Here is a 22,243-nt window from a genome sequence, read left to right as displayed (position 1 = left end):
GCCCCGGACGGCCGCGGACACCGGCCCCGCGCCGCGGCACGGCCCCCCGCCGCCCTCCGCCTCCTCCATCCGCACACGCAGTGACATCCGTACGAGAGGACCCGAATCCCATGGCCGATGCCCCCGCCGGCAAGGTGACCTTCGTCGGTGCCGGCCCCGGCGCCGCCGACCTGCTGACGTTCCGCGCCGCGCGCGCCATCGCCGACGCCGACGTGGTGATCTGGGCGGCCAGCCTGGTCCAGGCGGAGGTCCTGCAGCACGCCCGCCCGGACGCGGAGATCCTCGACTCGGCGACGATGCCGCTGGAGGACGTGGTGGCCGTGTACGAGCGGGCGCACCGGGAGGGCCTGAAGGTGGCCCGCATCCACTCGGGCGACCCGGCGCTGTGGGGCGGCACGCAGGAGCAGCTCGACCGGTGCCACGCGATCGGCATCGCCACCGAGGTCGTGCCGGGCGTCTCCTCCTTCTCCGCGGTCGCCGCCCTCGCCCAGCGGGAGCTGACCGTCCCCGAGGTCGCGCAGTCCGTGGTGCTCACCCGGCTCGGCGGCGGCAAGACGCCGATGCCGCCCGGGGAGGAGGTCCGCGAGTTCGCCCGGCACGGCACCACGATGGCGGTCTTCCTGTCGGCGGCCCGCAGCGGGCAGCTGGTGCGGGAGCTGCTGGAGGGCGGCTACCCCACGACCACCCCGGTCGTCGTCGCCCACCAGGCGACCTGGCCGGAGGAGCTGATCGTCAGGTGCACGATCGGCACGCTGGAGGAGACCGTCAAGGAGCACAAGCTGTGGAAGCACACGCTGTTCCTGGTCGGCCCGGCCCTCGACGCCCACGGCACCCGCTCGCACCTGTACCACCCCGGTCACTTCCACGGCTACCGCAAGGCCGACCCCGAGGCCCGCAGGGCGCTGCGCGAACGGGGTGCGAGCACATGATCACCGTCGTCGGCACGGGCACCGGCGCGCCCCTGGACGAGGACGTCCTCGCCGGGGCGGAGCTGGTCGTCGGCGGGCGGCGCCATCTGGACGCCGTCCGGCTGCCCGCCGGGGCGCAGCGGGTCGTCCTCGGGGCGCTGGCGCCCGCCCTGGACACCGTCGCGGAGTACGTCGCGAAGGAGCGGCCGGTGGTCGTGCTGGCCTCCGGCGACCCCGGGTTCTTCGGGATCGTGCGGGCGCTGGCCGAGCGGTTCGGCACGGACCGGCTCGACGTCCGCCCGGGTGTCTCCTCCGTCGCCGCCGCCTTCGCCCGCGCCGGGCTGCCCTGGGACGACGCCGTGGTGGTCAGCGCGCACGGACGGGAGCTGCGCACCGCGGTGAACGTGTGCCGGGCCCATCCGAAGGTCGCCGTGCTGACCGGGCCGGGGGCGGGCCCCGCGGAGCTCGGGGCCGCGCTCACCGGCCATGCCCGCGTCCTGGTCGTCGCCGCCGCGCTCGGCTCCGGGCGGGAGCGCCTGGAGCGGGTGACGCCCGCCGAGGCCGCCGCCCGCGACTGGGGCGCGGCGGTGAGCGTGGTGCTGTGCCTGGACGAGGCGCGGGCGCTCGGCCCGGCGCGGACGGTCGCCGGGCCGGCCGCGCACCCCGCCGGGTGGGCGCTGGCGGAGGACGCGTTCGCGCACCGCGACTCGATGATCACCAAGTTCGAGGTGCGGGCCCTGGCGCTGGCCCGGCTCGGGCCCCGCCCCGGCGACCTGGTCTGGGACGTCGGCGCGGGCTCCGGCTCCGTGGCCGTGGAGTGCGCGCGGCTGGGCGCCGCCGTCACCGCGGTGGAGAAGGCCCCGGACGGCGTCGGGCGGATCCGCGCCAACGCCGCCGCGCACGGCGTCGACGTGCACGTGGTGCACGGGACGGCGCCCGCGGCGCTGGCCGGCCTGGACGATCCCGACGCCGTGTTCGTCGGCGGCGGGGGCGCGGAGCTGCCCGCCGTCGTCGCGGCGTGCGCGCGGCGCGCCCGGCGGACCGTGGTGGTCGCCCTGGCCGCGCTGGACCGGGTGCCCGCGGCCCGCGCGGCCCTGGCCGGCGCCGGGTTCGACTGCGACGGGGTGCTGCTGCAGTCGTCCCGGCTGGCGCCGCTGCCGGGGGACGTGACCCGGCTCGCGGCCGCCAATCCCGTTTTCCTGCTGTGGGGCACCAGGCCCCGCACCCGTACCGAAGGAGTCGTCCAGTGATCGGTCTCGTTTCCGCCACCGCGGCGGGAGCGGCCGCGCGGGACCGGCTGGCCGCCGCCTGGCCGGACCGCACCCGCGTGTACGAGGGTCCCGCCGGGGACGCCGTACGGGCCGCGTTCGCCGAGTGCGAGCAGCTCGTGTGCTTCCTGGCCACCGGGGCGGTGGTCCGGCTGATCGCCCCGCTGCTCGGGGACAAGCGGACCGATCCGGGGGTGGTGTGCGTCGACGAGGGCGGGCGGTTCGCCGTGTCGCTGGTGGGCGGGCACGGCGGCGGGGCCAACGCGCTCGCCGTCGAGGTCGGCGAGGTGCTGGGCGCCGAGCCGGTGGTGACGACGGCGACGGACGCGGCGGGCCTGCCGGGCCTGGACACGCTGGGCCTGCCGGTGGAGGGCGACGTGGCCGGGGTGTCGCGGGCGCTGCTCGACGGCGAGCCGGTCGCCCTGGCGGCCGAGGTGGCCTGGCCGCTGCCGCCGCTGCCGGTCGCCGCCGGGGGACGCCACGTGATCCGGGTGACGGACCGGCTGGTGGAGCCCGGCGAGCGGGAGGTGCTGCTGCGGCCGCCGACCCTGGTCGTGGGCGTCGGCGCCTCCCGGGGCGCGTCCGAGGCGGAGGTGCTCGGACTGGTCGAGGACGCGCTGCGGGACGCCGGGCTGTCGGCGCGGTCGGTCGCCGAACTCGCCACCGTCGACGCCAAGGCCGACGAGCCGGGCATCGTCCGGGCCGCCGAACGGCTCGGGGTGCCCCTGGTGACGTACTCCGCCGAGGAGCTGGCGGGCGTGGCGGTGCCCAACCCGTCCGACGCGCCGCTGGCCGCCGTCGGCACGCCGTCCGTCGCGGAGGCGGCGGCCCTGCGGCGCGGCGGCGAACTCCTCGTCCCCAAGCGGAAGTCGGCCGCCTCCCCCGCCATGGCGACCTGCGCGGTCGTACGGCGGCCCGGGCGCGGGCGGCTCGCGGTGGTCGGGCTCGGCCCCGGCGCGCGGGACCTGCTCACGCCCCGCGCGAAGGCCGAACTGCGGCGCGCCTCCGTGCTCGTCGGACTCGACCAGTACGTCGACCAGATCCGCGACCTGCTGCGGCCCGGCACCCGCGTGCTGGAGTCGGGGCTCGGCGCCGAGGAGGAACGGGCCCGCACGGCCGTCGCGGAGGCCCGCAAGGGGCAGGCCGTCGCCCTGATCGGCAGCGGGGACGCCGGGGTGTACGCCATGGCCTCGCCCGCCCTCGCCGAGGCGTCCGACGACATCGACGTGGTCGGCGTGCCGGGCGTGACGGCCGCGCTCGCCGCCGCCGCGCTGCTCGGCGCGCCGCTCGGCCACGACCACGTGTCGATCAGCCTGTCCGACCTGCACACGCCGTGGGAGGTCATCGAGCGGCGGGTGCGGGCGGCGGCCGAGGCGGACCTGGTCGTGACGTTCTACAACCCGCGCAGCCGCGGCCGGGACTGGCAGCTGCCCAAGGCCCTGGCGATCCTCGCCGGGCACCGCGGGCCGGCGACGCCGGTCGGCGTGGTGCGCAACGCGTCGCGGCCGGACGAGTCCGCCCGGGTCACGACGCTGGCCGCGCTGGACGCGGCGACGGTCGACATGATGACGGTCGTGACGGTGGGCAACACCGCGACCCGCGAGATCGCGGGCCGCATGGTGACGCCGCGCGGCTACCGCTGGCAGGAGGAGACCCGGTGAGTCAGGCGAATCAGATGGATCCGGCGGCCCGCGTCGTGCACCCGATCGAGCAGGAGTCCTTCCGGCGGCTGCGCGCCCGCCTGGACACCTCGCGCTTCCCGCCGCTGACCCGGGCGGTGGTGGAGCGGGTCGTCCACTCCTCCGCCGACCTGGAGTACGCGGACGACCTCGTCATGGACGAGGGCGAGCTGGCGACGGCGCACGCCGCGCTGCACGCCGGGGCGCCCGTCGTGGTGGACGTGGAGATGGTCGCGGCGGGCATCACCCGCCGCGAGACCGTCTGCCGGCTGAGGGACGCGAGGTCCGGCCCCGGGCTGACGCGTTCGGCGCACGCCGTGCGGCTGGCGTACGAGCAGGTCGGCCCGGGCGCGCTGTGGGTGATCGGCTGCGCGCCGACCGCCCTGGAGGAGCTGCTGGCCCTGGACGCCTCCCCCGCGCTCGTCATCGGGCTGCCCGTCGGTTTCGTCGGCGCGGCCGAGTCCAAGGCGGCGCTGCGCGCCAGCGGGCTGCCCGCCGTGAGCAACGTGTCCGAGAAGGGCGGCTCGGCGGTCGCCGCCGCCGCGCTCAACGCCCTGCTGTACCACCCCCTTCCCGAGGAGACATCGTGACCACCCCGCCCGCCCTGCTGATCGCCGGCCACGGCACCCGCGACGACGCCGGAGCCGAGGCGTTCCGCGCCTTCGTGCGGGAGCTGGGGCGCCGCCACCCGGAGCTGCCCGTCGCGGGCGGCTTCATCGAGCTGTCCCCGCCGCCGCTGGGCGAGGCGGTCGCCGAGCTGGTGGAGCGGGGCGTACGCCGGTTCGCCGCCGTGCCGCTGATGCTGGTGTCCGCCGGGCACGCCAAGGGCGACATCCCGGCGGCGCTGGCCCGCGAGAAGGAACGCCACCCCGGCATCTCCTACACCTACGGCCGCCCGCTGGGCCCGCACCCGGCGCTGCTGTCCGTGCTGGAGCGGCGGCTGGACGAGGCGCTCGGCTCGACGGCGCGGACCCCGGAGGACCGGGCCGACGTGACCGTGCTGCTGGTCGGGCGCGGCTCGACCGACCCGGACGCCAACGCGGAGGTGTTCAAGGCGGCGCGGCTGCTGTGGGAGGGGCGCGGTTACGCGGCCGTGGAGACGGCGTTCGTGTCGCTGGCGGCGCCGGACGTGCCGAGCGGCCTGGACCGGTGCGCGAAGCTCGGCGCGCGGCGCATCGTCGTGCTCCCCTACTTCCTGTTCACCGGCGTCCTGCCGGACCGGGTGCGGCAGCAGGCCGAGGAGTGGGCCGCCGCGCACCCGGAGATCGAGGTGCGGTCGGCGGACGTGATCGGGCCGGAGCCGGAGCTGCTGGACCTGGTGATGGAGCGGTACCGGGAGGCCCTGGAGGGCGATCTGCGGATGAACTGCGACTCGTGCGTGTACCGCATCGCGCTGCCCGGCTTCGAGGACAAGGTGGGAGCGCCGCAGCAGCCGCACTTCCACCCCGACGACGACGGTCACCACCACCACGGGCACGGGCATCACCACCACGGCGCGCACACCCATGCGCACTGAGCACGGCACCGCGCACGGCACGGCGGGCGCCGCCGCGGACGGGCACGATCTGCGGCACCACGGGGACGCCGAGGTCCGCGACGACGGCTCCGCGCTGGTCGACCTGGCCGTGAACGTGCGCGCGGACACCCCGCCCGCGTGGCTGCGGAAGGTCGTCGCCGGATCGCTGGACTCCCTCGCGGCCTATCCGGACGGCCGGGCCGCGCGGGCGGCGGTGGCGGCGCGGCACGGGCTGCCGGCGGACCGGGTGCTGCTGACGGCGGGCGCCGCGGAGGCGTTCGTGCTGCTGGCGCGCGCCCTGCGGCCCCGCCGGCCGGTGGTCGTGCACCCGCAGTTCACGGAGCCGGAGGCGGCGCTGCGGGACGCCGGGCACACCGTCGGCCGGGTGCTGCTGCGGGAGGAGGACGGCTTCCGGCTGGACGCGGCGGCCGTCCCCGAGGAGGCCGACCTGGTCGTGATCGGCAATCCGACGAACCCGACGTCGGTGCTGCACCCGGCCGCCGCGATCGCCTCGCTCGCCCGCCCGGGGCGGACGCTGGTGGTGGACGAGGCCTTCATGGACGCGGTGCCGGGCGAGCGCGAGGCCCTGGCCGGGCGGACGGACGTGCCCGGCCTCGTCGTGCTGCGCAGCCTGACCAAGACGTGGGGGCTGGCGGGCCTGCGGATCGGCTACGTCCTGGCCGCCCCGGAGACCATCGCGGAACTGGAGCGGGCGCAGCCGCTGTGGCCGGTGTCCACGCCCGCGCTCGCGGCGGCCGAGGCGTGCGTGTCCCCGCGCGCGCTGGCGGAGGCGGCCCGCGCCGCCGACCGCATCGCCGCGGACCGGGCCCATCTCGTCGCCGGCCTGGCCCGGTTCGCCCCGCACGGTCTGCGGGTCGTCCGGCCCGCCGAGGGCCCGTTCGTCCTGGTGCGTCTCCCCGGGGCCGCCGCCGTCCGGCACCGCCTGCGCGGCCTCGGCTTCGCCGTCCGCCGCGGGGACACCTTCCCCGGCCTGGACGAACGGTGGCTGCGCCTGGCGGTACGGGACCGGCGGACGGTGGACGGGTTCCTCACGGCGCTGGAGCGGGCGGTGTCACCGGCGGCGGGATGAGCCCCGGGCCGCCTGCCGCCCCGGAGCGGGCCGGCGGGACGAGCGCCGGGCGGCCGGGCCGGCTCAGCCCACCACCCGTCCGTTCAGCACCACCCGCAGCGGCGCCGCCAGCACCCGCACGTCGGCGCGCGGGTCCTGCTCGTACACCACGAGGTCCGCGGCCGCCCCCTCGTCCAGGCCGGGGCGGCCGAGCCAGTCGCGGGCCGCCCAGGCCGCCGCCGACAGCGCCTCGACCGGCGGGATCCCGGCCGTGACCAGTTCGGCGACCTCGGCCGCCACCAGGCCGTGCGGGAGGGAGCCGCCGGCGTCGGTGCCGACGTAGACCGGGACGCCGGCGTCGTAGGCGTTGCGCACCGTGTCGTAGCGGCGCTCGTGGAGCCGGCGCATGTGGGCCGCCCAGCGGGGGAACCTGGCCTCGCCGCCGTCGGCCAGCCGGGGGAAGGTCGCGATGTTGACGAGGGTGGGGACGATGGCGACGCCGCGCGCGGCGAAGAGCGGGATCAGCTCCTCCGTCAGGCCCGTGGCGTGCTCGACGCAGTCGATGCCCGCCTCCACCAGGTCCTGGAGGGAGTCCTCCGAGAAGCAGTGGGCGGTGACGCGTGCTCCCAGGCGGTGCGCCTCGGCGATCGCCGCCTCGGCCGCCTCGCGCGGCCAGCAGGCCGCCAGGTCGCCGAGGCCGCGGTCGATCCAGTCGCCGACCAGCTTGACCCAGCCGTCGCCGCGCCGGGCCTCCCGGGCGACGTACGCGACGAGTTCGTCCGGTTCGATCTCCCAGGCGTAGTTGCGGATGTAGCGGCGGGTGCGGGCGATGTGCCGGCCGGCCCGGATGACCTTCGGGAGGTCCTGGCGGTCGTCGATCCAGCGGGTGTCCGAGGGCGATCCGGCGTCGCGGAGCAGCAGCGCGCCCGCGTCACGGTCGGTCAGCGCCTGCTTCTCGGCCACGTCCTCGGGCACCGCGCCGTGCTGGTCCAGGCCGACGTGGCAGTGCGCGTCGACGAGGCCGGGCAGCGCCCAGCCCTCGACGGTGCGGACGTCCCGGGCCCCGGCGGGGCGGTCGTGGGAGATCCGGCCGCCGATGACCCACAGCTCGTCGCGGACGTCGTCGGGGCCGACGAGCACCCGCCCCTTCACGTGCAGCACCTCGCTCATGCACGGCACCCTAGCCGGGGACCGGTCCGCCTCCGCCCACCTGGTCCGAGGTCTCCTCCTCCACCTCGGCCATGGCGGGGTCGAGGAGGCGGGAGAGGAAGTGCCGGGTGCGTTCGTGCCGGGGGTCGCCGATGACCCGCTCGGGGGCGCCGTCCTCGACGATCACGCCGCCGTCCATGAAGACGACCCGGTCGGCGACCTCGCGGGCGAAGGTCATCTCGTGGGTGACGACCATCATCGTCATGCCCTCGTCCGCCAGCCTGCGCATCACGGCCAGCACGTCCCCGACCAGTTCGGGGTCGAGCGCCGAGGTCGGCTCGTCGAACAGCATCACCTCGGGGCCCATGGCGAGGGCGCGGGCGATGGCGACGCGCTGCTGCTGGCCGCCGGAGAGGGAGGCGGGGTAGGCGTCCGCCTTCTCGGCCAGGCCCACCCGCCGCAGGTTCTCGGCGGCCACCTGCGCGGCCGTCGTCTTGTTCCGCCCGAGCACCCGGCGCTGCGGCAGCGTGAGGTTCTCGGTCACCGTCAGGTGCGGGAACAGGTTGAACTGCTGGAAGACCATGCCGATCCGGCGGCGTGCGGCGTCGATGTCGACGTCCGGGTCGGTCAGTTCGGTGCCGCCGACGAAGACCTGGCCCGCGGTGGGCTCCTCCAGCAGGTTCACGCAGCGCAGCAGGGTCGACTTGCCGGAGCCGGACGGGCCGATGACGCAGACGACCTCGCCCCGGCCGATCTCCAGGTCGATGCCGCGCAGGACCTCGTTGGCGCCGAACGACTTGCGCAGACCGCGCACCGCGATCTCCGGGGTCCCCGGGGTCTGGGGTCGGCTCATTTCACGGCCTCCTGGGCCTTCGCCTCCATGCGGCGTACGACGAAGCCGAGCGGGATGGTGACCAGCAGGTAGCACAGGCCGGCGACCAGGATCGGCGTGGAGTTGGCGGTCTGGCTGGCGAGGTCGCGGCCGTACTTGGACAGCTCGCGCTCCTCCAGGGTGACGCCGAGGAACAGCACCAGCGAGGAGTCCTTGAAGAGCAGGACCAGTTCGTTGGTGAGCGGCGGCAGGATGATCCGGAACGCCTGCGGGATGATGATCGAGACCATCGCCCGCGCGGGCGAGAAGCCCAGCGAGCGGGCCGCCTCCATCTGCCCCTTGGGCACCGCCTGGATGCCCGCGCGGATCGTCTCCGCCATGTACGCGGCGGCCACCAGGCCGAGCGCGAGGGCGACCTTGCCGTAGGTGCCGCCGACGATCTCGGTGCCGGGGAAGGCCAGCGGCACCGCCACGCCGATGAAGATGAAGATCAGCAGGGCGGGCAGGCCGCGGAAGATCTCGATGTAGATCCCGGCGAGCCAGCGGTAGGGGCCCACGGACGACAGCCGCATCAGCGCGATCACCATGCCGAGGGCCAGCCCGACGGCGAAGCCGGTCACGGTGTAGAGCACGGTGTTCTTCAGCGCCAGCGTGATGACGTCCGGGAACATCCGCCCGGCGATGTCCTCCTGCGCGAACTGGTTGCGCAGCCGTCCCCAGTCGGCCGTGACCGCGAGGGCGGCCACGGCGGCGACGAAGACGGCGTACTGGATGCCGCGCGAGACGCCGCGCTTCTGGCGCCGCGTCAGGCCCTTGCGTTTCGGCCGGAGCGCGCTCTTCGGGTCGGTCATGAGGCGGCGGGCGACGCGGCGGACTCGTCGTACGGCCCGATCCACTGCTCGTACAGCTTCTTGTACGTGCCGTCGGCCTTGGCGTCCGCGAGCGCCCTGTCGATGGCCTCGCGCAGTTCGGTGTTGCCCTTCTTCACCGTGAAGCCGTACTGCTCGCCGGTGTCGATGTTGTCGGCGACCCGGAAGGCGTCGGCGTTGGCCTTGTCCTTCAGCCAGCCCTGGACGACCGGGTAGTCGATGACGACGGCCTCCACCTGGCCGGTGCGCAGGCCGTTGAGGACCGCGTCGGAGGACTCGAAGGAGACCGGGTCGAGGCCCTTGCTCTTGGCGTAGTCCTCGCCGGTGGTCTGCGCCTGCGCGCCGACCTTGCGGCCCTCGAGGTCGGCGAACGAGCCGACGCCGCTCTTCTTGCCGACCAGCACGGCCTGGGTGGCGTTGAAGTACGGGTCGGAGAAGTCGACGTTCTTCTTCCGCTCCTCGGTGATGGTCATGCCGGCCGCGGCCAGGTCGCACTCGCCGGAGTTGAGGAACGCGCCGGTCTTGAAGTTCTCGAACGGCGTGTCGAGGATCTCCTGCCGGACGCCCAGGTCCTCGGCGACCAGGTCGATCAGGGCCACGTCGAAGCCCTGCACCCTGCCGTCGATCTCCGACTGGAAGGGCGGGTACGGCAGGTGGGTGCAGGTGGTGAGCTGGCCGTCCTTGACCAGCTCGACGCCGCCGGCGGCGGTCTTCGTGCCGCCGCCGTCGCCGCTGGAGGTGCAGGCGGCCACGAGCACCAGGCCGGCCGTCGCGGTGATGGCGGCCAGGATGCGGGTCCGGCGCCCGGGGTGCGTCTTCACGTGGGCCTCCTGTGGGGAAACTGTGACTTCGATTATAAGGAGAGCTTTGGGGCTCTCAAATCAAAGTGATGGCTGTGGGGCGGTCCGGCCTGAGAATGTCGCCGGCCGGGCCGCGGGAGCACCGGCCGGAGAGGACCGCGGAAGTCCGGTTACCCTCGTTTTCGTCCGTGAGCCTTCATCCGTCTGCCGGCCGCCCCGCGAGCGAGGAGAGCACCGCCGTGACCCACCCCCTCCTGGACCTGCCCCCGCTGAGCGCCGGGCGTTTCGCGTCGATCGAGGAGCGCGTGGCGCGCCTGCTCGGCACCGGGCAGGACGTCGTGATCATGCAGGGTGAGGCGCTGCTGCCGCTGGAGGGCGCGATCCGCGGGACGGCGGGCCCCGGGACGACCGCGCTGAACGTCGTCACCGGCCCCTACGGGCAGACCTTCGGCGACTGGCTGCGGGACTGCGGGGCGACGGTGCACGATCTCGCCGTCCCCTTCCACACGGCCGTGACCGCCGAGCAGGTCCGGCAGGCCTTCGCCGAGCACCCGGAGATCGACTTCGTGTCCCTGGTGCACGCGGAGGCGGCCACCGGGAACACCAACCCGGTCGCGGAGATCGGCGAGGTGGTGCGCGAGCGGGGCGCGCTGTTCTACCTGGACGCGGTCGCCTCCGTCGCCGCCGAGCCGGTGCTGCCGGACGCGTGGGGCGTGGACCTGTGCGTGATCGGGGCGCAGAAGGCGATGGGCGGGCCCGCCGGGGTGTCGGCGGTGTCGGTGAGCGAGCGGGCGTGGGCGCGGATGGCGGCCAACCCGCGGGCGCCGCGGCGGTCGTACCTCTCCCTGCTGGACTGGAAGGAGCGGTGGATCGACGGCGGGCGCACGACGCTGCTGCACGCGCCGGCGCAGCTGGAGATGCTGGCGCTGGAGGCGTGCCTGGAGCGGATCGAGGCCGACGGGCTGGACGCGGTGATGGCCCGGCACGCCCGTGCCGCCGCGGCGACCCGGGCGGGCGCGTCGGCGCTGGGCGGGGGGCTGGAGCCGTACGTGCGCGAGGCGCGGGAGGCGGCGCCGGTCGCCACCACGCTGCGGGCGCCGTCGGGTGTCGCGGCGTCGGACCTGGTGGCCCGGGCCCTGGCGGCCGGTCCGGCGCTGCCGCTGGCCGCCGGCGGGGGCGCGCTGGCCAAGGAGATGATCCGGGTCAACCACTACGGGCCGGACGCCACGCCGGACGTGGTGCGCGGCTGCCTGGCGGCGCTGGGCGCGGCACTCGCCGAGCAGGGGCTGGAGGTGGACGTGGACGGGGCGCTGCGGGCCGCCGAGGAAGCCTGGCGGTAAGCGCCGAGCGGCGACGGGCGGACGGGCGGGGTCCGACGGCGCAAGGCCCGGCGGTGGAGGCCCGGGCCCGGAAGGATCCCCGCCGGCCCGGACGGACCCGTCCCGCGGCCCGGAACGCCCCGGTCGGCGGCGCGGAGCGGCCCCTTCGTGCGATGTCCCCGTACGACCGGTGACAGCGCCCCGGCGCTCCCCGACGGCCGCCCCGTCCCCCTCCTCGTCGGCGACGGGCGCCCGGCGCTGGAGGGCTGGCTCGACTTCCACCGCGCCACCCCGGAGCTGAAGTGCGCCGGGCTGGACGACGCGCAGGTGCGGCTCGCGCCCGTCACGCCGTCGTCGCTGACCCTGCTCGGGCTGGTGCGGCATCCCGCCGAGACCGAGCGGAACTGGTTCCAGCGGATGGTCGGCGGGCTCGACGTGCCGCCGGTCCTCGAGGAGGGGACCGGCTACGTCCTGGATCCCGCGCGGGGACTCGACGAGGCGCTGGCGGTCTGGCGGCGGGAGATCGCGCGGGGGCGGCAGCTGTGCGCGGGACGGTCGCCGGACGACACCGTGCGGATCGCCGGCGGGCCGCCGGCCGGGGCGGAGGTCAGCGTGCGGTGGGTGCTCATCCATGTGATCGAGGAGTACGCGCGGCACAACGGTCACGCCGATCTCCTGCGGGAGTGCATCGACGGAGCGACCGGGGCCTGAATTCGACCCCCTTCTCGGAATTCCGGGGGCGCGAATTCAAGAATTACTTCAGGGCAGCTCCCCGCTTTCTCCTGCCCACCCCTCCGGAAGTCAAACGCGAAGATTCCGCGAACGCCGTCGGGGGTGTTCCGCGCAGATTCCGTGAGGGCCGCGCACGTGTGACCCATCACACAGGGCTGCCGTTTTGCCCGTTATTTACCGGACAAAGCCGGGCATAATCCCGTCGCTTCACGCGGGCCCCGCACCCGCGCGATAACACAGAAAGCCCCTGCGCGTAACCCCGCACGGCGATGCGATTTCGCATTTCCCTGAGTAAGTTCAATTCGCATGACTGCCGCGCAAGCAGAACTGCAAGCAGCCCTGCGAATCGACCGTCCGACGGTGGCCGACGGAGCCGCGTTGTGGCGGATGGCCCGGGATTCGAAGGTCCTCGACCTGAACTCGTCGTACAGCTATCTGCTGTGGTGCCGTGACTTCGCCGCCACGTCGGCCGTGGTGCGCGACGAACGCGGGGAGCCGGTCGGCTTCCTGACCGGCTACCTGCGGCCGGACCGCCCCGGCACCCTGCTCGTCTGGCAGGTGGCGGTGGACGAGGCCCACCGCGGGCGCGGGCTCGCCGCCGCGCTGCTCGACGGGGTGGCCGCCCGCACCGCCGCGCAGCACGGACTGACCGCCGTGGAGACCACCGTCACGCCGGGCAACACCGCCTCCGAGCGCCTGTTCACGTCGTTCGCCGAGCGCCACGGCGCCCGGCTGGAGCGCGAGGTGCTGTTCGGCACGGACCTGTTCCCCGACGGGCCGCACGCCCCCGAGGTCCTCTACCGCATCGGCCCCCTCTCCCTGTGACCCCACCCCTCCCGCCTTCCTGCCGGAACGATTCGCCGGTCCGGCCCCCGTCCGACCCCCCTGCTCTCCCACGCACCGAGGAGCGATCCGCCGTGACCATCACCCAGCCCGACCTGAGCGTCTTCGAGACCCTGGAGTCCGAGGTGCGCAGCTACTGCCGCGGCTGGCCCGCCGTCTTCGACCGCGCGCACGGCAGCCGTATGTACGACGAGGACGGCCGCGAGTACCTGGACTTCTTCGCCGGCGCGGGATCGCTCAACTACGGGCACAACAACCCGGTCCTGAAACGGGCGTTGCTCGACTACCTGGAGCGGGACGGCGTCACGCACGGGCTCGACATGTCGACCACGGCCAAGCGCGCCTTCCTGGAGTCGTTCCGGAACCTGGTCCTGCGCCCGCGCGACCTGCCGTACAAGGTCATGTTCCCGGGCCCGACCGGCACCAACGCCGTGGAGTCCGCGCTGAAGCTGGCGCGGAAGGTGAAGGGGCGCGAGGCCGTCGTGTCCTTCACCAACGCCTTCCACGGCATGTCGCTGGGCTCGCTCGCCGTGACCGGCAACGCCTTCAAGCGGGCCGGCGCCGGCATCCCGCTGGTGCACGGCACGCCCATGCCGTTCGACCGCTACCTGGACGGCCGGGTGCCCGACTTCCTGTGGTTCGAGCGGCTGCTGGAGGACCGGGGCTCGGGGCTCGACCGCCCGGCGGCCGTGATCGTGGAGACCGTGCAGGGCGAGGGCGGCGTCAACGTCGCCCGGCCCGAGTGGCTGCGCGGACTCGCCGAGCTGTGCGAGCGGCGCGACATGCTGCTGATCGTCGACGACATCCAGATGGGGTGCGGCCGTACCGGCGCCTTCTTCTCCTTCGAGGAGGCCGGCATCGTGCCCGACGTCGTCACCGTGTCGAAGTCGATCAGCGGCTACGGCCTGCCGATGTCGCTGTGCCTGTTCAAGCCCGAGCTGGACGTCTGGGAGCCCGGCGAGCACAACGGCACCTTCCGCGGCAACAACCCGGCCTTCGTCACGGCGACGGCCGCGCTCCGGGCGTACTGGACCGACGGGGCGGCGACGGAGAAGCAGACCCGCGCGCGCGGCGAGCAGGTCGAGCGGGGCCTGGTCTCCCTCGCCGGGGAGAACCCCGCCGACGTGAAGGAGTACCGGGGGCGCGGTCTGGTGTGGGGCCTGGAGTTCCACGACAAGCGGCGGGCGTCGCGGGTCGCGCGGCGGGCCTTCGAACTCGGTCTGCTCGTCGAGACGTCGGGCCCCGAGGGCGAGGTCGTCAAGCTGCTCCCGGCGCTCACCGTCACGCCCGACGAGCTGGACGAAGGGCTGGAGACCCTGGCCCGCGCCGTCCGCGAGACCGCCTGAACCGCCCGGCCCGGCCGAACCCGTCCGCACCGGATCCACCGAACCGACCCACCCGCACCGACCCCTTCGAGCCGGCCGTGAGCCGGCCGGGGGCACCACCGAGGAGGCATCGCAGCACCGTGATCGTCCGTTCCTTCAAGGAGATCGAGGGCACCGACCGGCATGTCAGGGCCGCGTCCGGGACCTGGGAGAGCAAACGCATCGTCCTCGCCCGGGAGAGGGTGGGCTTCTCCCTGCACGAGACGATCCTGTACGCGGGCACGGAGACGTCGATGTGGTACGCGAACCACGTCGAGGCCGTCGTCTGCGTGGAGGGCGAGGCCGAGCTGACCGACCACGAGACCGGGCGGACGTACACCATCACCCCCGGCACCCTGTACCTCCTGGACGGGCACGAGAGGCACACGCTGCGGGTCCGGCGGGACTTCCGCTGCGTCTGCGTCTTCAACCCGCCGGTGACCGGCCGGGAGGACCACGACGAGAACGGCGTCTACCCGCTGCTCACCGAGGACGAGGAGGTCTGATCACCATGACCGCGATCCCCACGACCACCGTCGACCTCTACCCGAGCCGCGGCGCCGCCGAGGTCTCCGTCCCGCGCCAGGACCCGGTCCTGTGGGGCGCGCCCGACGCGCCGGGGCCGATCCCGCCGGCCGACCTCCTGTCGTACGAGCGCGACGGCTTCCTCACCGTCGACCGGCTGATCACCGAGGACGAGGTGGAGGTCTGCCGGCGGGAGCTGCGGCGGCTGACGACCGATCCGGCGGTCCGGGCCGACGAGCGCTCGGTCGTGGAGCCGGAGTCCGGGCAGATCCGGTCCGTCTTCGAGGTCCACCGGATCAGCGAGGTGTTCGCGGACCTGGTGCGCGACGAGCGGGTCGCCGGGCGGGCGCGGCAGATCCTCGGCTCGGACGTGTACGTCCACCAGTCCCGGATCAACGTCAAGCCCGGTTTCGGGGCCGGCGGCTTCTACTGGCACTCGGACTTCGAGACCTGGCACGCCGAGGACGGACTGCCGCGGATGCGCACGGTGTCGGTGTCGATCGCGCTGACCGAGAACCTCGACACCAACGGCGGGCTCATGATCATGCCGGGGTCGCACAAGACGTTCCTCGGGTGCGCCGGGGCCACGCCGGAGGACAACTACCGGAAGTCGCTGCGGATGCAGGAGGCGGGCACGCCGTCCGACGCGGCGCTGACCGAGATGGCCTCCCGGTACGGCATCAGGCTGTTCACCGGCAAGGCCGGTTCGGCGACCTGGTTCGACTGCAACTGCATGCACGGCTCCGGCGACAACATCACGCCGTTCCCGCGCAGCAACGTGTTCATCGTGTTCAACAGCGTGGAGAACACGGCCGTCGAGCCGTTCGCGGCACCGGCGCGGCGGCCGGAGTTCATCGGTGCGCGGGACTTCACACCGGTGGAGTGACCGCGGGAGCGCCGCGGCGGTGACCGCGAGCGTCCGAAGCGGTGACCACCGGGCGGGCCCCCTGCGGGACGGGAGGCCCGCCCCGGGTCACCCGGAGAGGACGTCCAGCAGGCGGTCCACGTCCGCGGCGGTGTTGTACAGGTGGAAGGAGGCCCGCAGGTTGCCCGCGCGGGCGGAGACCTCGATGCCGGCCTCGCTCAGCGCGGGCTGCCGGTGGCCGAGTCCGGGCACGGACACGATCGCCGAGCCGGGCGCGGGCAGCGGCTCGTGGCCGAGTTCCGCGAGCCCCGCGCGGAAGCGGTCGGCGAGGGCGAGGTCGTGGGCGTGCACGGCGTCCACCCCGAGTTCCTCGATCAGGGCGAGGGAGTGGCGCAGTCCGGTGTACGTGAACAGGGCGGGCGCCAGGTCGAACCGCCGCGCGGAGCGGGCGAGTTCGGCGACGGGTCCGTAGCAGCTGTCCCAGGGGTCCTCGCCCGCGACCCAGCCGGCCAGGATCGGGGTGAGCCCGCCGAAGTCCTCCGGCACGACGAGGAAGCCGGCTCCGTGCGGCCCGAGCAGCCACTTGTAGCAGACGCAGGCGGTGTAGTCGTACGCGTCGGCCTCCACCGGCAGCCAGCCGGCGGCCTGGGAGAAGTCGACGTAGGTGCGCGCCCCGTGCTCCCGGGCCGCCTCGCGCAGCGCGGGCAGGTCGGCGATCCGCCCGTCGGCGGACTGGGCGGCGCTGACCGCGACGAGCGCGGTGCCGGGGCGGACGGACTCGGCGAGCCGCTCCAGCGGCACGGCGCGCACCTTGAGGTCGCCGCGGACGTGGAAGGCGTTCACCACGGAGGCGAAGTCGTTCTCGGCGGTGAGGACTTCGGCGCCCGCGGGCAGGGAGGCGGCGACCACCCCGGTGTACGCGGCGACCGTGGCGCCGGCCGCCACCCGGGTGACCGGGACGCCCGCCAGCCGGGCGAAGGCGGCGCGGGCGGCCTCGACGTCCTCGAACAGCGAGTCCAGCGGGCGGCCCGCGGCCCGGAGCCGCACGGCCTCGTTCAGGGCGGTCACGGCACGGGCGGGCAGGAGCCCGTTGCTCGCGGTGTTGAGGTAGGTGTTCTCCGGGGCGAACTCGGCGCGGACCAGGCTCTCGAAGGTCTCCATGGGACCACTGTGGGCCCTGGCGGACCCCAGGTCCACTGCGCGTCTTCGCGCGTCTCGTCCGAGGAACGCTCATGCGTCCGCCCCGGACCGGCGTTCCTCAGCGCCCCGGCACCGCACACCCGTCGGGGCCGCACACGTCGGCGTCACCGCCCGGGACCGGCTTCAGCGGCGGGCGCTCGCCCCACGCCCGGGCCAGCGCCTGCGCGAAGACCTCGACGGGCTGGGCCCCGGAGACGCCGTAGGCGCGGTCGAGGACGAAGAACGGCACGCCCCGCGCGCCGAGTTCGGCGGCCTCGCGCTCGTCGGCGCGCACCTCGTCCGCGTACGCGGCCGGGTCGGCCAGCACCGCGCGGGCCTCGTCCGCGTCGAGGCCGGCGGCGACGGCCAGCTCCACCAGCCGCTCGTCGTCGCCGAAGACGGAGCGCTCCTCGGCGAAGTTCGCCCGGTACAGCAGGTCCAGCAGCGCCTCCTGCCTGCCGCGCTCCTTGGCCAGGTGCAGCAGGCGGTGCATGTCGAAGGTGCCGCCGTGGTCCCGGCCGCGGGTGCGGTACTCCAGTCCCTCGGCGGCGGCCTGCGCGCCGAGGCGGTCCTCACCGGCCCGGGCCTGCTCCTCGCTCATGCCGTACTTCCGGGTGAGCATGGTGATCACCGGTTCGACGTCGCCCTTGGCGCGGCCCGGGTCGAGTTCGAAGGAGCGGTGCACCACCTCGACCCGGTCACGGTGCGGGAAGTCCCGCAGCGCCCTCTCGAAGCGGGCCTTGCCCACGTAGCACCAGGGGCAGGCGATGTCGCTCCAGATCTCGACGCGCATGGTCTCGGCTCTCTCCAGGTCGTACCGGGGCGGAGGCGGTCTCCGCGAGTAGGTACGTGAACGTTCAAGCAGGCGCGTTCATTCCCCGGCGGCCGTCAGCCGCAGGGACGGGCGCAGGCGCCGGCCGTCCGCGGCGAGCGGGCGCTCCGGGTCCGGGACCCAGCCCTGCCGGGCGGGGAGGAGGGGCGTCGGCCGTTCAGCGCCGCCTCGGGGAGAGCGCTCGCCCCGCCTCCGGCGCGCCGCGACGCCCGGCGGGGCTCTCCGGCCGGACGGTCGGGCGCGGGGGAACGGGAGGCCGGGAAGGCGCGCGTCCGCGCCCCGGGCCCTCCCGTCCCCCCACACGCCGCGTCCCGGCGACGGGTCAGCGCTCCAGCCGCCCGTTGAACCGCCGCGGCAGCCCCAGCGGGTTGTCGTCCCGCAGCTCCGGCGGCAGCAGCGCCTCCGGCGCGTTCTGGTACACGACCGGCCGCAGCCACCGCTCGATCGCCGTGCCGCCCACCGAGGTGGACGTCGAGGTGGTCGCCGGGTAGGGGCCCCCGTGGTGCTGGGCCGGGGCGACCGCGACCCCCGTCGGCCAGCCGTTCACCAGCACCCGCCCGGCCAGCGGCGTCAGCTCCTGCAGCAGCCGCGCGCCGCGGCCCTCGCCCGCCGCCTCCTGCTCCGACAGGTGCACGGTGGCGGTGAGGTTGCCGGGGAGCCGGGACAGGACGGCCTCGACCTCGGTCTCGTCCTCGTAGCGGGCCACCACGGTGACCGGCCCGAAGCACTCCTCCAGGAGCAGGTCGTGCTCGCCCTCCTCGGCCAGCCGGCTCGCCGGCACCGTCAGGAACCCGGCGCTGACCGTGTGCTCCCCGCCCGCGCCCGGCGTCACCGGCGACTCCACGTCCGGCAGCTGGGCGCGCTCGGCGACCCCGGCGACGAAGTTGTCCCGCATGCGGTGGTCGAGCAGGACGCCCGCGTCGGTGTCGCTGACCGCCTCCGTCAGCGACTTCACCAGGCGGTCGCCGGCCTCGCCGGACGGCGCCAGCACCAGGCCCGGCTTCACGCAGAACTGCCCGACGCCCAGCGTCATCGACCCGGCGAGACCGGTGCCGATCGCCTCGGCGCGCTCGGCGGCCGCGGCCTCGGTGACGACGACGGGGTTCAGGGAGCCCAGCTCGCCGTGGAACGGGATCGGCACGGGACGCGCGGCCGCCGCGTCGAACAGCGCGCGGCCGCCGCGCACCGACCCCGTGAAGCCGGCCGCGGCGATCAGCGGGTGCTTGATCAGTTCGATGCCCGCCTCGAAGCCGTGGACCAGGCCGAGCACGCCCTCGGGGACGTCGTGCCGGGCGGCGGCCCGGCGCAGCACCTTGGCGACCAGCTCGGACAGGGCCGGGTGGTCGGGGTGGGCCTTGACGACGACCGGGCAGCCGGCCGCGAACGCGCTCGCGGTGTCGCCGCCGGCGACGGAGAAGGCGAAGGGGAAGTTGGAGGCCGAGTAGACGGCGACGACGCCCAGGGGGACCTTGTAGCGGCGCAGGTCGGGGACGGGCGGGGTCGCGGTGTCGTCGGGGTGGTTGATGACGACGTCGAGGAAGGCCCCCTCGTCGACGATGTCGGCGAAGGCCCGCAGCTGGTAGCAGGTGCGGGCGAGCTCGCCGGTCAGCCGGATCGGGCCGAGCGCGGTCTCGGCGTCGGCGGTCTCCACGAGCCCGTCCTTGGCCGCCTCCAGCTCGTCGGCGCAGGAGCGCAGGAAGGCCGCGCGGACGGTGCGGTCGGCGAGGGCGCCCCGGACGGCGTGCGCGTCCCGGACCGCGGCGTCCACCTCCTGGGCCGTGGCCTCCACCGCGACCTGTTCACGCTGCTTCCCGGTACGGGGGTCGACACTCCAGACTGGTGCTGCTGCCACCGCGGGTTCCTCCACATTGATTGCCGCATGCGTTGCCGCAGATGTAGGTCGTCCACCAGGCGTGTTCGATATACTGAACACTGTTTCTGATGATGAACATGCTGCTGGAGACTATATCTCCAGCTTCTCGTCGAACGAAGGGGTCGAGGGCGATGTCGGCAGGCGAGACAGGCGGCGGAGCGCAGGTCAAGTCCGCGGTGCGGACCGTCGAATTGCTGGAGTTCTTCGCCGGCAAGCCCGGGATGCACTCCCTCGCGGCGGTCCAGGAGGCCGTCGGCTACCCCAAGTCCAGCCTCTACATGCTGCTGCGCACCCTCGTCGAGCTCGGCTGGGTGGAGACCGACGCGACGGGCACCCGGTACGGCATCGGGGTGCGGGCGCTGCTGGTGGGCACCTCGTACATCGACGGCGACGAGGTGGTCGCGGCGGCCCGCCCGACGCTGGACCGGCTCTCGGACGACACCACGGAGACCATCCACCTCGCCCGCCTGGACGGCACCAACGTCGTCTACCTCGCCACCCGCCAGTCCCAGCACTACCTGCGCCCCTTCACCCGGGTCGGCCGCCGGCTGCCCGCGCACTCGACCTCCCTGGGCAAGGCGCTGCTGAGCACCTACACGGACGAGCAGGTGCGCAAGATGCTGCCGGAGACGCTGCCCGCGCTCACCGAGAACACCATCACCGACCGGGAGAGGCTCATCGAGGAGCTGCACCAGGTGCGCGAGCAGGGCTTCGCCGTGGACCGCGAGGAGAACACGCTGGGGCTGCGCTGCTTCGGCGTGGCGATCCCCTACCGCACCCCGGCGCGGGACGCGATCAGCTGCTCGGTGCCGGTGGCGCGGCTGACCCCGGCCCACGAGCAGATGGTGAAGGACGCCCTGTTCGACGCCCGCGACCGGCTGACGCTCGCCACCCGGAGGCTCTGACCCGCGAAGGCCCGCGCGGGGCGGCCCGCACCCCGCTCGCCCGGCCGGCCCGCCCCGGCGGGCGCCGGTCCCGGCCCGCCGCACGGGCGGGCTCGTCCATGAACGCCCGATGAGAAATCCGCCGGAAGGGAACGAAGCGCTCCCGCCCGTTCGTCTCCCGGACGGGATGAACAAGACGATCAGGCACGCATCGGCCTTCGCGCTGCTCCTGGTGCTCGCCCTGCTGGTCAGGGCGACCTGGGTGCAGTTCTACGAGGCCCGGGCGCTCGCGGACGACGAGAACAACCGGCGCAATGTGATCGAGAGGTACGCGGAACCGCTCGGGAACATCGTCGTGGCCGGTGAGCCGGTCACCGGCTCGGCGCGGACGGAGAGCGGCGACCTCGCGTACAGGCGCACGTACCGGGACGGCCCGCTGTACGCGGCGGTGACGGGGTACGCCTCGCAGGCGTACGCGCCGACCCAGCTGGAGGGCATCTACGAGGAACTGCTCAACGGCACGGACCCCCGGCTGAGGACCGTGCTGGACACGGTCACCGGCGAGCGGGCGGACCCGGGCGACGTGGTCACGACGATCGACCCGGACGTGCAGAAGGCGGCGTACGAGGCGCTCGGCGACAAGAAGGGCGCGGTGGTCGCCCTCGACCCGGGCACCGGCCGCGTCCTCGCGGTGGTGTCCACGCCGTCGTACGACCCGGCGTCGCTGGCCGACGCCGATACCGCCGGAGCGGCCTGGAAGAAGCTCAACGCCGACGACGACAAGCCGCTGACCAACCGCGCGCTGCGCCAGCCGTTGCCGCCGGGCTCGACGTTCAAGCTGGTGGTGGCCGCCGCCGCGCTGGAGGACGGGCTGTACTCGTCGGTGGACGAGCCCACCGACAGCCCCGACCCGTACACGCTGCCGGGCACCACCCGGGTGCTGACCAACGAGAACCCCGACGCCCCCTGCGAGAACGCCACGATCCGGGTCGCGCTGCAGTACTCCTGCAACAACGTCTTCGCGAAGACGGCCGTCGCCCTCGGCGAGGACAAGGTGCGGGCGATGGCCGAGAAGTTCGGCTTCAACGACGACGAGCAGGACGTGCCGGTGCGGGCCTACCCGAGCGTGTACCCGTCGGACATGTACCCGTCGGAGACGGCCCTGACCGGCATCGGCCAGTTCGACGTCACCGCCACCCCGCTCCAGATGGCCATGGTGTCGGCGGCGATCGCCAACGGCGGCAGGCTGGTCTCGCCGCACATGGTGTCCCGGATCACCGACGGCGACGGCGACGTGCTGCGGGACTACGACGACGAGGCGGACGCGAAGCAGATCGTCGGCGCCGGAACCGCCGAGCAGCTCCGGTCGGCCATGCGGACGGTCGTCGAGGACGGCACGGGCACCAACGCGCGGATCGCGGGCGCGACCGTGGGCGGCAAGACGGGCACGGCCCAGCACGGCGAGAACAACAGCAAGACGCCGTACGCCTGGTTCACCTCGTACGCCGAGTCCGACGAGACGGGCGAGGCGGTCGCCGTGGCGGTCGTCGTCGAGCAGTCCGACGCGGCCCGCTCGGAGGTCAGCGGCAACGGCCTGGCGGCGCCGGTGGCCAGGGCCGCGATGAAAGCCGCGCTGGAGGACTGAACCTCCACGGCCGCAAAGCCGTCCTACTCCACGGGCCGCCCCCAACCCCCCCGGGGGCGGCCCTTCCCGTCGGCCCGCGCCGGGCAGCCGCT

Annotated in this window: 21 protein-coding genes; 14 read left to right on the top strand and 7 right to left on the bottom strand. The window is 74.5% G+C overall.

The window, feature by feature from the left end; translation table 11 throughout:
- The first annotated feature begins 110 nt into the window (after positions 1–110).
- From cobM to cobC, 6 genes are read left to right on the top strand one after another with little or no spacing between them, the layout of a single operon-like run.
- On the top strand, positions 111–929 hold the full coding sequence (gene cobM / locus ACIBAI_RS10390) for a precorrin-4 C(11)-methyltransferase (RefSeq protein ID WP_344607879.1): 819 nt from the start codon (positions 111–113) through the stop codon (positions 927–929).
- Positions 926–2,158: a precorrin-6y C5,15-methyltransferase (decarboxylating) subunit CbiE gene (gene cbiE / locus ACIBAI_RS10385; protein ID WP_399032794.1), complete on the top strand. Its 1,233-nt coding sequence runs from the start codon at positions 926–928 to the stop codon at positions 2,156–2,158. The genes cobM and cbiE overlap by 4 nt, the downstream gene beginning before the upstream one ends.
- Positions 2,155–3,837, top strand: coding sequence for a precorrin-3B C(17)-methyltransferase (gene cobJ / locus ACIBAI_RS10380; protein WP_399032792.1), 1,683 nt, complete (start codon positions 2,155–2,157; stop codon positions 3,835–3,837). The genes cbiE and cobJ overlap by 4 nt, the downstream gene beginning before the upstream one ends.
- Before the next feature lie 14 nt (positions 3,838–3,851).
- Positions 3,852–4,445, top strand: coding sequence for a precorrin-8X methylmutase (locus ACIBAI_RS10375; protein WP_399032904.1), 594 nt, complete (start codon positions 3,852–3,854; stop codon positions 4,443–4,445).
- The gene (locus tag ACIBAI_RS10370) at positions 4,439–5,371 is read left to right on the top strand and encodes a sirohydrochlorin chelatase (protein ID WP_399032903.1); all 933 of its coding nucleotides are present in this window, start codon (positions 4,439–4,441) and stop codon (positions 5,369–5,371) included. Before ACIBAI_RS10375 ends, ACIBAI_RS10370 begins: the two co-directional genes overlap by 7 nt.
- Entirely contained in the window at positions 5,361–6,461 is a 1,101-nt protein-coding gene (cobC, locus tag ACIBAI_RS10365; RefSeq protein WP_399032790.1) for an Rv2231c family pyridoxal phosphate-dependent protein CobC, read from the top strand. Before ACIBAI_RS10370 ends, cobC begins: the two co-directional genes overlap by 11 nt.
- Positions 6,462–6,524: 63 nt before the next feature.
- Here the strand turns inward: cobC and ACIBAI_RS10360 are convergent, their stop codons facing one another.
- From ACIBAI_RS10360 to ACIBAI_RS10345, 4 genes are read right to left on the bottom strand one after another with little or no spacing between them, the layout of a single operon-like run.
- Positions 6,525–7,610, bottom strand: coding sequence for an amidohydrolase family protein (locus ACIBAI_RS10360; RefSeq protein WP_399032788.1), 1,086 nt, complete (start codon positions 7,608–7,610; stop codon positions 6,525–6,527).
- Between the two features lie 10 nt (positions 7,611–7,620).
- Positions 7,621–8,442: an amino acid ABC transporter ATP-binding protein gene (locus tag ACIBAI_RS10355; RefSeq protein ID WP_399032786.1), complete on the bottom strand. Its 822-nt coding sequence runs from the start codon at positions 8,440–8,442 to the stop codon at positions 7,621–7,623.
- The gene (locus ACIBAI_RS10350) at positions 8,439–9,272 is read right to left on the bottom strand and encodes an amino acid ABC transporter permease (RefSeq protein ID WP_399032784.1); all 834 of its coding nucleotides are present in this window, start codon (positions 9,270–9,272) and stop codon (positions 8,439–8,441) included. Before ACIBAI_RS10350 ends, ACIBAI_RS10355 begins: the two co-directional genes overlap by 4 nt.
- Positions 9,269–10,111 carry a transporter substrate-binding domain-containing protein gene (locus ACIBAI_RS10345; RefSeq protein ID WP_399032782.1) on the bottom strand — a complete coding sequence of 281 codons (843 nt, stop codon included), beginning with the start codon at positions 10,109–10,111 and terminating at the stop codon, positions 9,269–9,271. Before ACIBAI_RS10345 ends, ACIBAI_RS10350 begins: the two co-directional genes overlap by 4 nt.
- A 218-nt stretch (positions 10,112–10,329) precedes the next feature.
- Between ACIBAI_RS10345 and ACIBAI_RS10340 the strand changes: the two genes are divergently transcribed.
- The 6 genes from ACIBAI_RS10340 (at position 10,330) to thpD (ending at position 15,759) form a co-directional block, all read left to right on the top strand.
- Complete coding sequence (locus tag ACIBAI_RS10340) at positions 10,330–11,430, top strand: pyridoxal-phosphate-dependent aminotransferase family protein (protein ID WP_399032781.1); 1,101 nt, start codon at positions 10,330–10,332, stop codon at positions 11,428–11,430.
- Between the two features lie 147 nt (positions 11,431–11,577).
- Positions 11,578–12,120, top strand: a complete 543-nt coding sequence (locus tag ACIBAI_RS10335) for a DinB family protein (RefSeq protein ID WP_399032779.1) — start codon at positions 11,578–11,580, stop codon at positions 12,118–12,120.
- 327 nt (positions 12,121–12,447) lie between these two features.
- Positions 12,448–12,966: a diaminobutyrate acetyltransferase gene (gene ectA / locus ACIBAI_RS10330; RefSeq protein ID WP_399032778.1), complete on the top strand. Its 519-nt coding sequence runs from the start codon at positions 12,448–12,450 to the stop codon at positions 12,964–12,966.
- A gap of 92 nt (positions 12,967–13,058) precedes the next feature.
- On the top strand, positions 13,059–14,330 hold the full coding sequence (gene ectB, locus ACIBAI_RS10325; RefSeq protein WP_399032776.1) for a diaminobutyrate--2-oxoglutarate transaminase: 1,272 nt from the start codon (positions 13,059–13,061) through the stop codon (positions 14,328–14,330).
- A 119-nt stretch (positions 14,331–14,449) separates the two neighbouring features.
- Positions 14,450–14,854: an ectoine synthase gene (locus ACIBAI_RS10320; RefSeq protein WP_399032774.1), complete on the top strand. Its 405-nt coding sequence runs from the start codon at positions 14,450–14,452 to the stop codon at positions 14,852–14,854.
- 5 nt (positions 14,855–14,859) lie between these two features.
- A complete protein-coding gene (gene thpD, locus ACIBAI_RS10315) occupies positions 14,860–15,759 on the top strand; it encodes an ectoine hydroxylase (RefSeq protein WP_399032773.1) in 900 nt (299 codons plus the stop codon).
- 87 nt (positions 15,760–15,846) lie between these two features.
- On the opposite strand, the gene ACIBAI_RS10310 is transcribed toward thpD, so the two are convergent.
- The 3 genes from ACIBAI_RS10310 to ACIBAI_RS10300 all read right to left on the bottom strand — a co-directional run bounded on the left by ACIBAI_RS10310 (position 15,847) and on the right by ACIBAI_RS10300 (position 19,601).
- Positions 15,847–16,899 (bottom strand): aminotransferase class V-fold PLP-dependent enzyme, encoded by a 1,053-nt coding sequence (locus ACIBAI_RS10310; RefSeq protein WP_399032771.1) that lies wholly within the window; start codon positions 16,897–16,899, stop codon positions 15,847–15,849.
- Positions 16,900–16,996: 97 nt separating this feature from the next.
- Entirely contained in the window at positions 16,997–17,710 is a 714-nt protein-coding gene (locus tag ACIBAI_RS10305) for a DsbA family oxidoreductase (protein WP_399032769.1), read from the bottom strand.
- Positions 17,711–18,071: 361 nt separating this feature from the next.
- Positions 18,072–19,601 (bottom strand): aldehyde dehydrogenase (NADP(+)), encoded by a 1,530-nt coding sequence (locus ACIBAI_RS10300; protein ID WP_399032767.1) that lies wholly within the window; start codon positions 19,599–19,601, stop codon positions 18,072–18,074.
- Between the two features lie 152 nt (positions 19,602–19,753).
- Between ACIBAI_RS10300 and ACIBAI_RS10295 the strand changes: the two genes are divergently transcribed.
- Positions 19,754–20,527: an IclR family transcriptional regulator gene (locus ACIBAI_RS10295; protein ID WP_399032765.1), complete on the top strand. Its 774-nt coding sequence runs from the start codon at positions 19,754–19,756 to the stop codon at positions 20,525–20,527.
- A 166-nt stretch (positions 20,528–20,693) separates the two neighbouring features.
- Entirely contained in the window at positions 20,694–22,151 is a 1,458-nt protein-coding gene (locus ACIBAI_RS10290; RefSeq protein WP_399032763.1) for a peptidoglycan D,D-transpeptidase FtsI family protein, read from the top strand.
- The last annotated feature ends 92 nt before the right edge of the window (positions 22,152–22,243 follow it).

The sequence above is a fragment of the Streptomyces sp. NPDC051041 genome, from assembly GCF_044456065.1.
GTDB lineage: Bacteria > Actinomycetota > Actinomycetes > Streptomycetales > Streptomycetaceae > Streptomyces > Streptomyces glaucus.
This window is presented reverse-complemented; position numbering and strand designations above follow the sequence as displayed.

What these genes read in the sequence shown, in the direction of transcription:
- cobM (WP_344607879.1), top strand. Translation starts at nt 111, where the DNA reads ATGGCCGATGCCCCCGCCGGCAAGGTGACCTTCGTCGGTGCCGGCCCC.
- cbiE (WP_399032794.1), top strand. Translation starts at nt 926, where the DNA reads ATGATCACCGTCGTCGGCACGGGCACCGGCGCGCCCCTGGACGAGGAC.
- ACIBAI_RS10375 (WP_399032904.1), top strand. Translation starts at nt 3,852, where the DNA reads ATGGATCCGGCGGCCCGCGTCGTGCACCCGATCGAGCAGGAGTCCTTC.
- cobC (WP_399032790.1), top strand. Translation starts at nt 5,361, where the DNA reads ATGCGCACTGAGCACGGCACCGCGCACGGCACGGCGGGCGCCGCCGCG.
- ACIBAI_RS10360 (WP_399032788.1), bottom strand. Translation starts at nt 7,610, where the DNA reads ATGAGCGAGGTGCTGCACGTGAAGGGGCGGGTGCTCGTCGGCCCCGAC.
- ACIBAI_RS10355 (WP_399032786.1), bottom strand. Translation starts at nt 8,442, where the DNA reads ATGAGCCGACCCCAGACCCCGGGGACCCCGGAGATCGCGGTGCGCGGT.
- ACIBAI_RS10350 (WP_399032784.1), bottom strand. Translation starts at nt 9,272, where the DNA reads ATGACCGACCCGAAGAGCGCGCTCCGGCCGAAACGCAAGGGCCTGACG.
- ectA (WP_399032778.1), top strand. Translation starts at nt 12,448, where the DNA reads ATGACTGCCGCGCAAGCAGAACTGCAAGCAGCCCTGCGAATCGACCGT.
- thpD (WP_399032773.1), top strand. Translation starts at nt 14,860, where the DNA reads ATGACCGCGATCCCCACGACCACCGTCGACCTCTACCCGAGCCGCGGC.
- ACIBAI_RS10310 (WP_399032771.1), bottom strand. Translation starts at nt 16,899, where the DNA reads ATGGAGACCTTCGAGAGCCTGGTCCGCGCCGAGTTCGCCCCGGAGAAC.
- ACIBAI_RS10305 (WP_399032769.1), bottom strand. Translation starts at nt 17,710, where the DNA reads ATGCGCGTCGAGATCTGGAGCGACATCGCCTGCCCCTGGTGCTACGTG.
- ACIBAI_RS10295 (WP_399032765.1), top strand. Translation starts at nt 19,754, where the DNA reads ATGTCGGCAGGCGAGACAGGCGGCGGAGCGCAGGTCAAGTCCGCGGTG.
- ACIBAI_RS10290 (WP_399032763.1), top strand. Translation starts at nt 20,694, where the DNA reads ATGAACAAGACGATCAGGCACGCATCGGCCTTCGCGCTGCTCCTGGTG.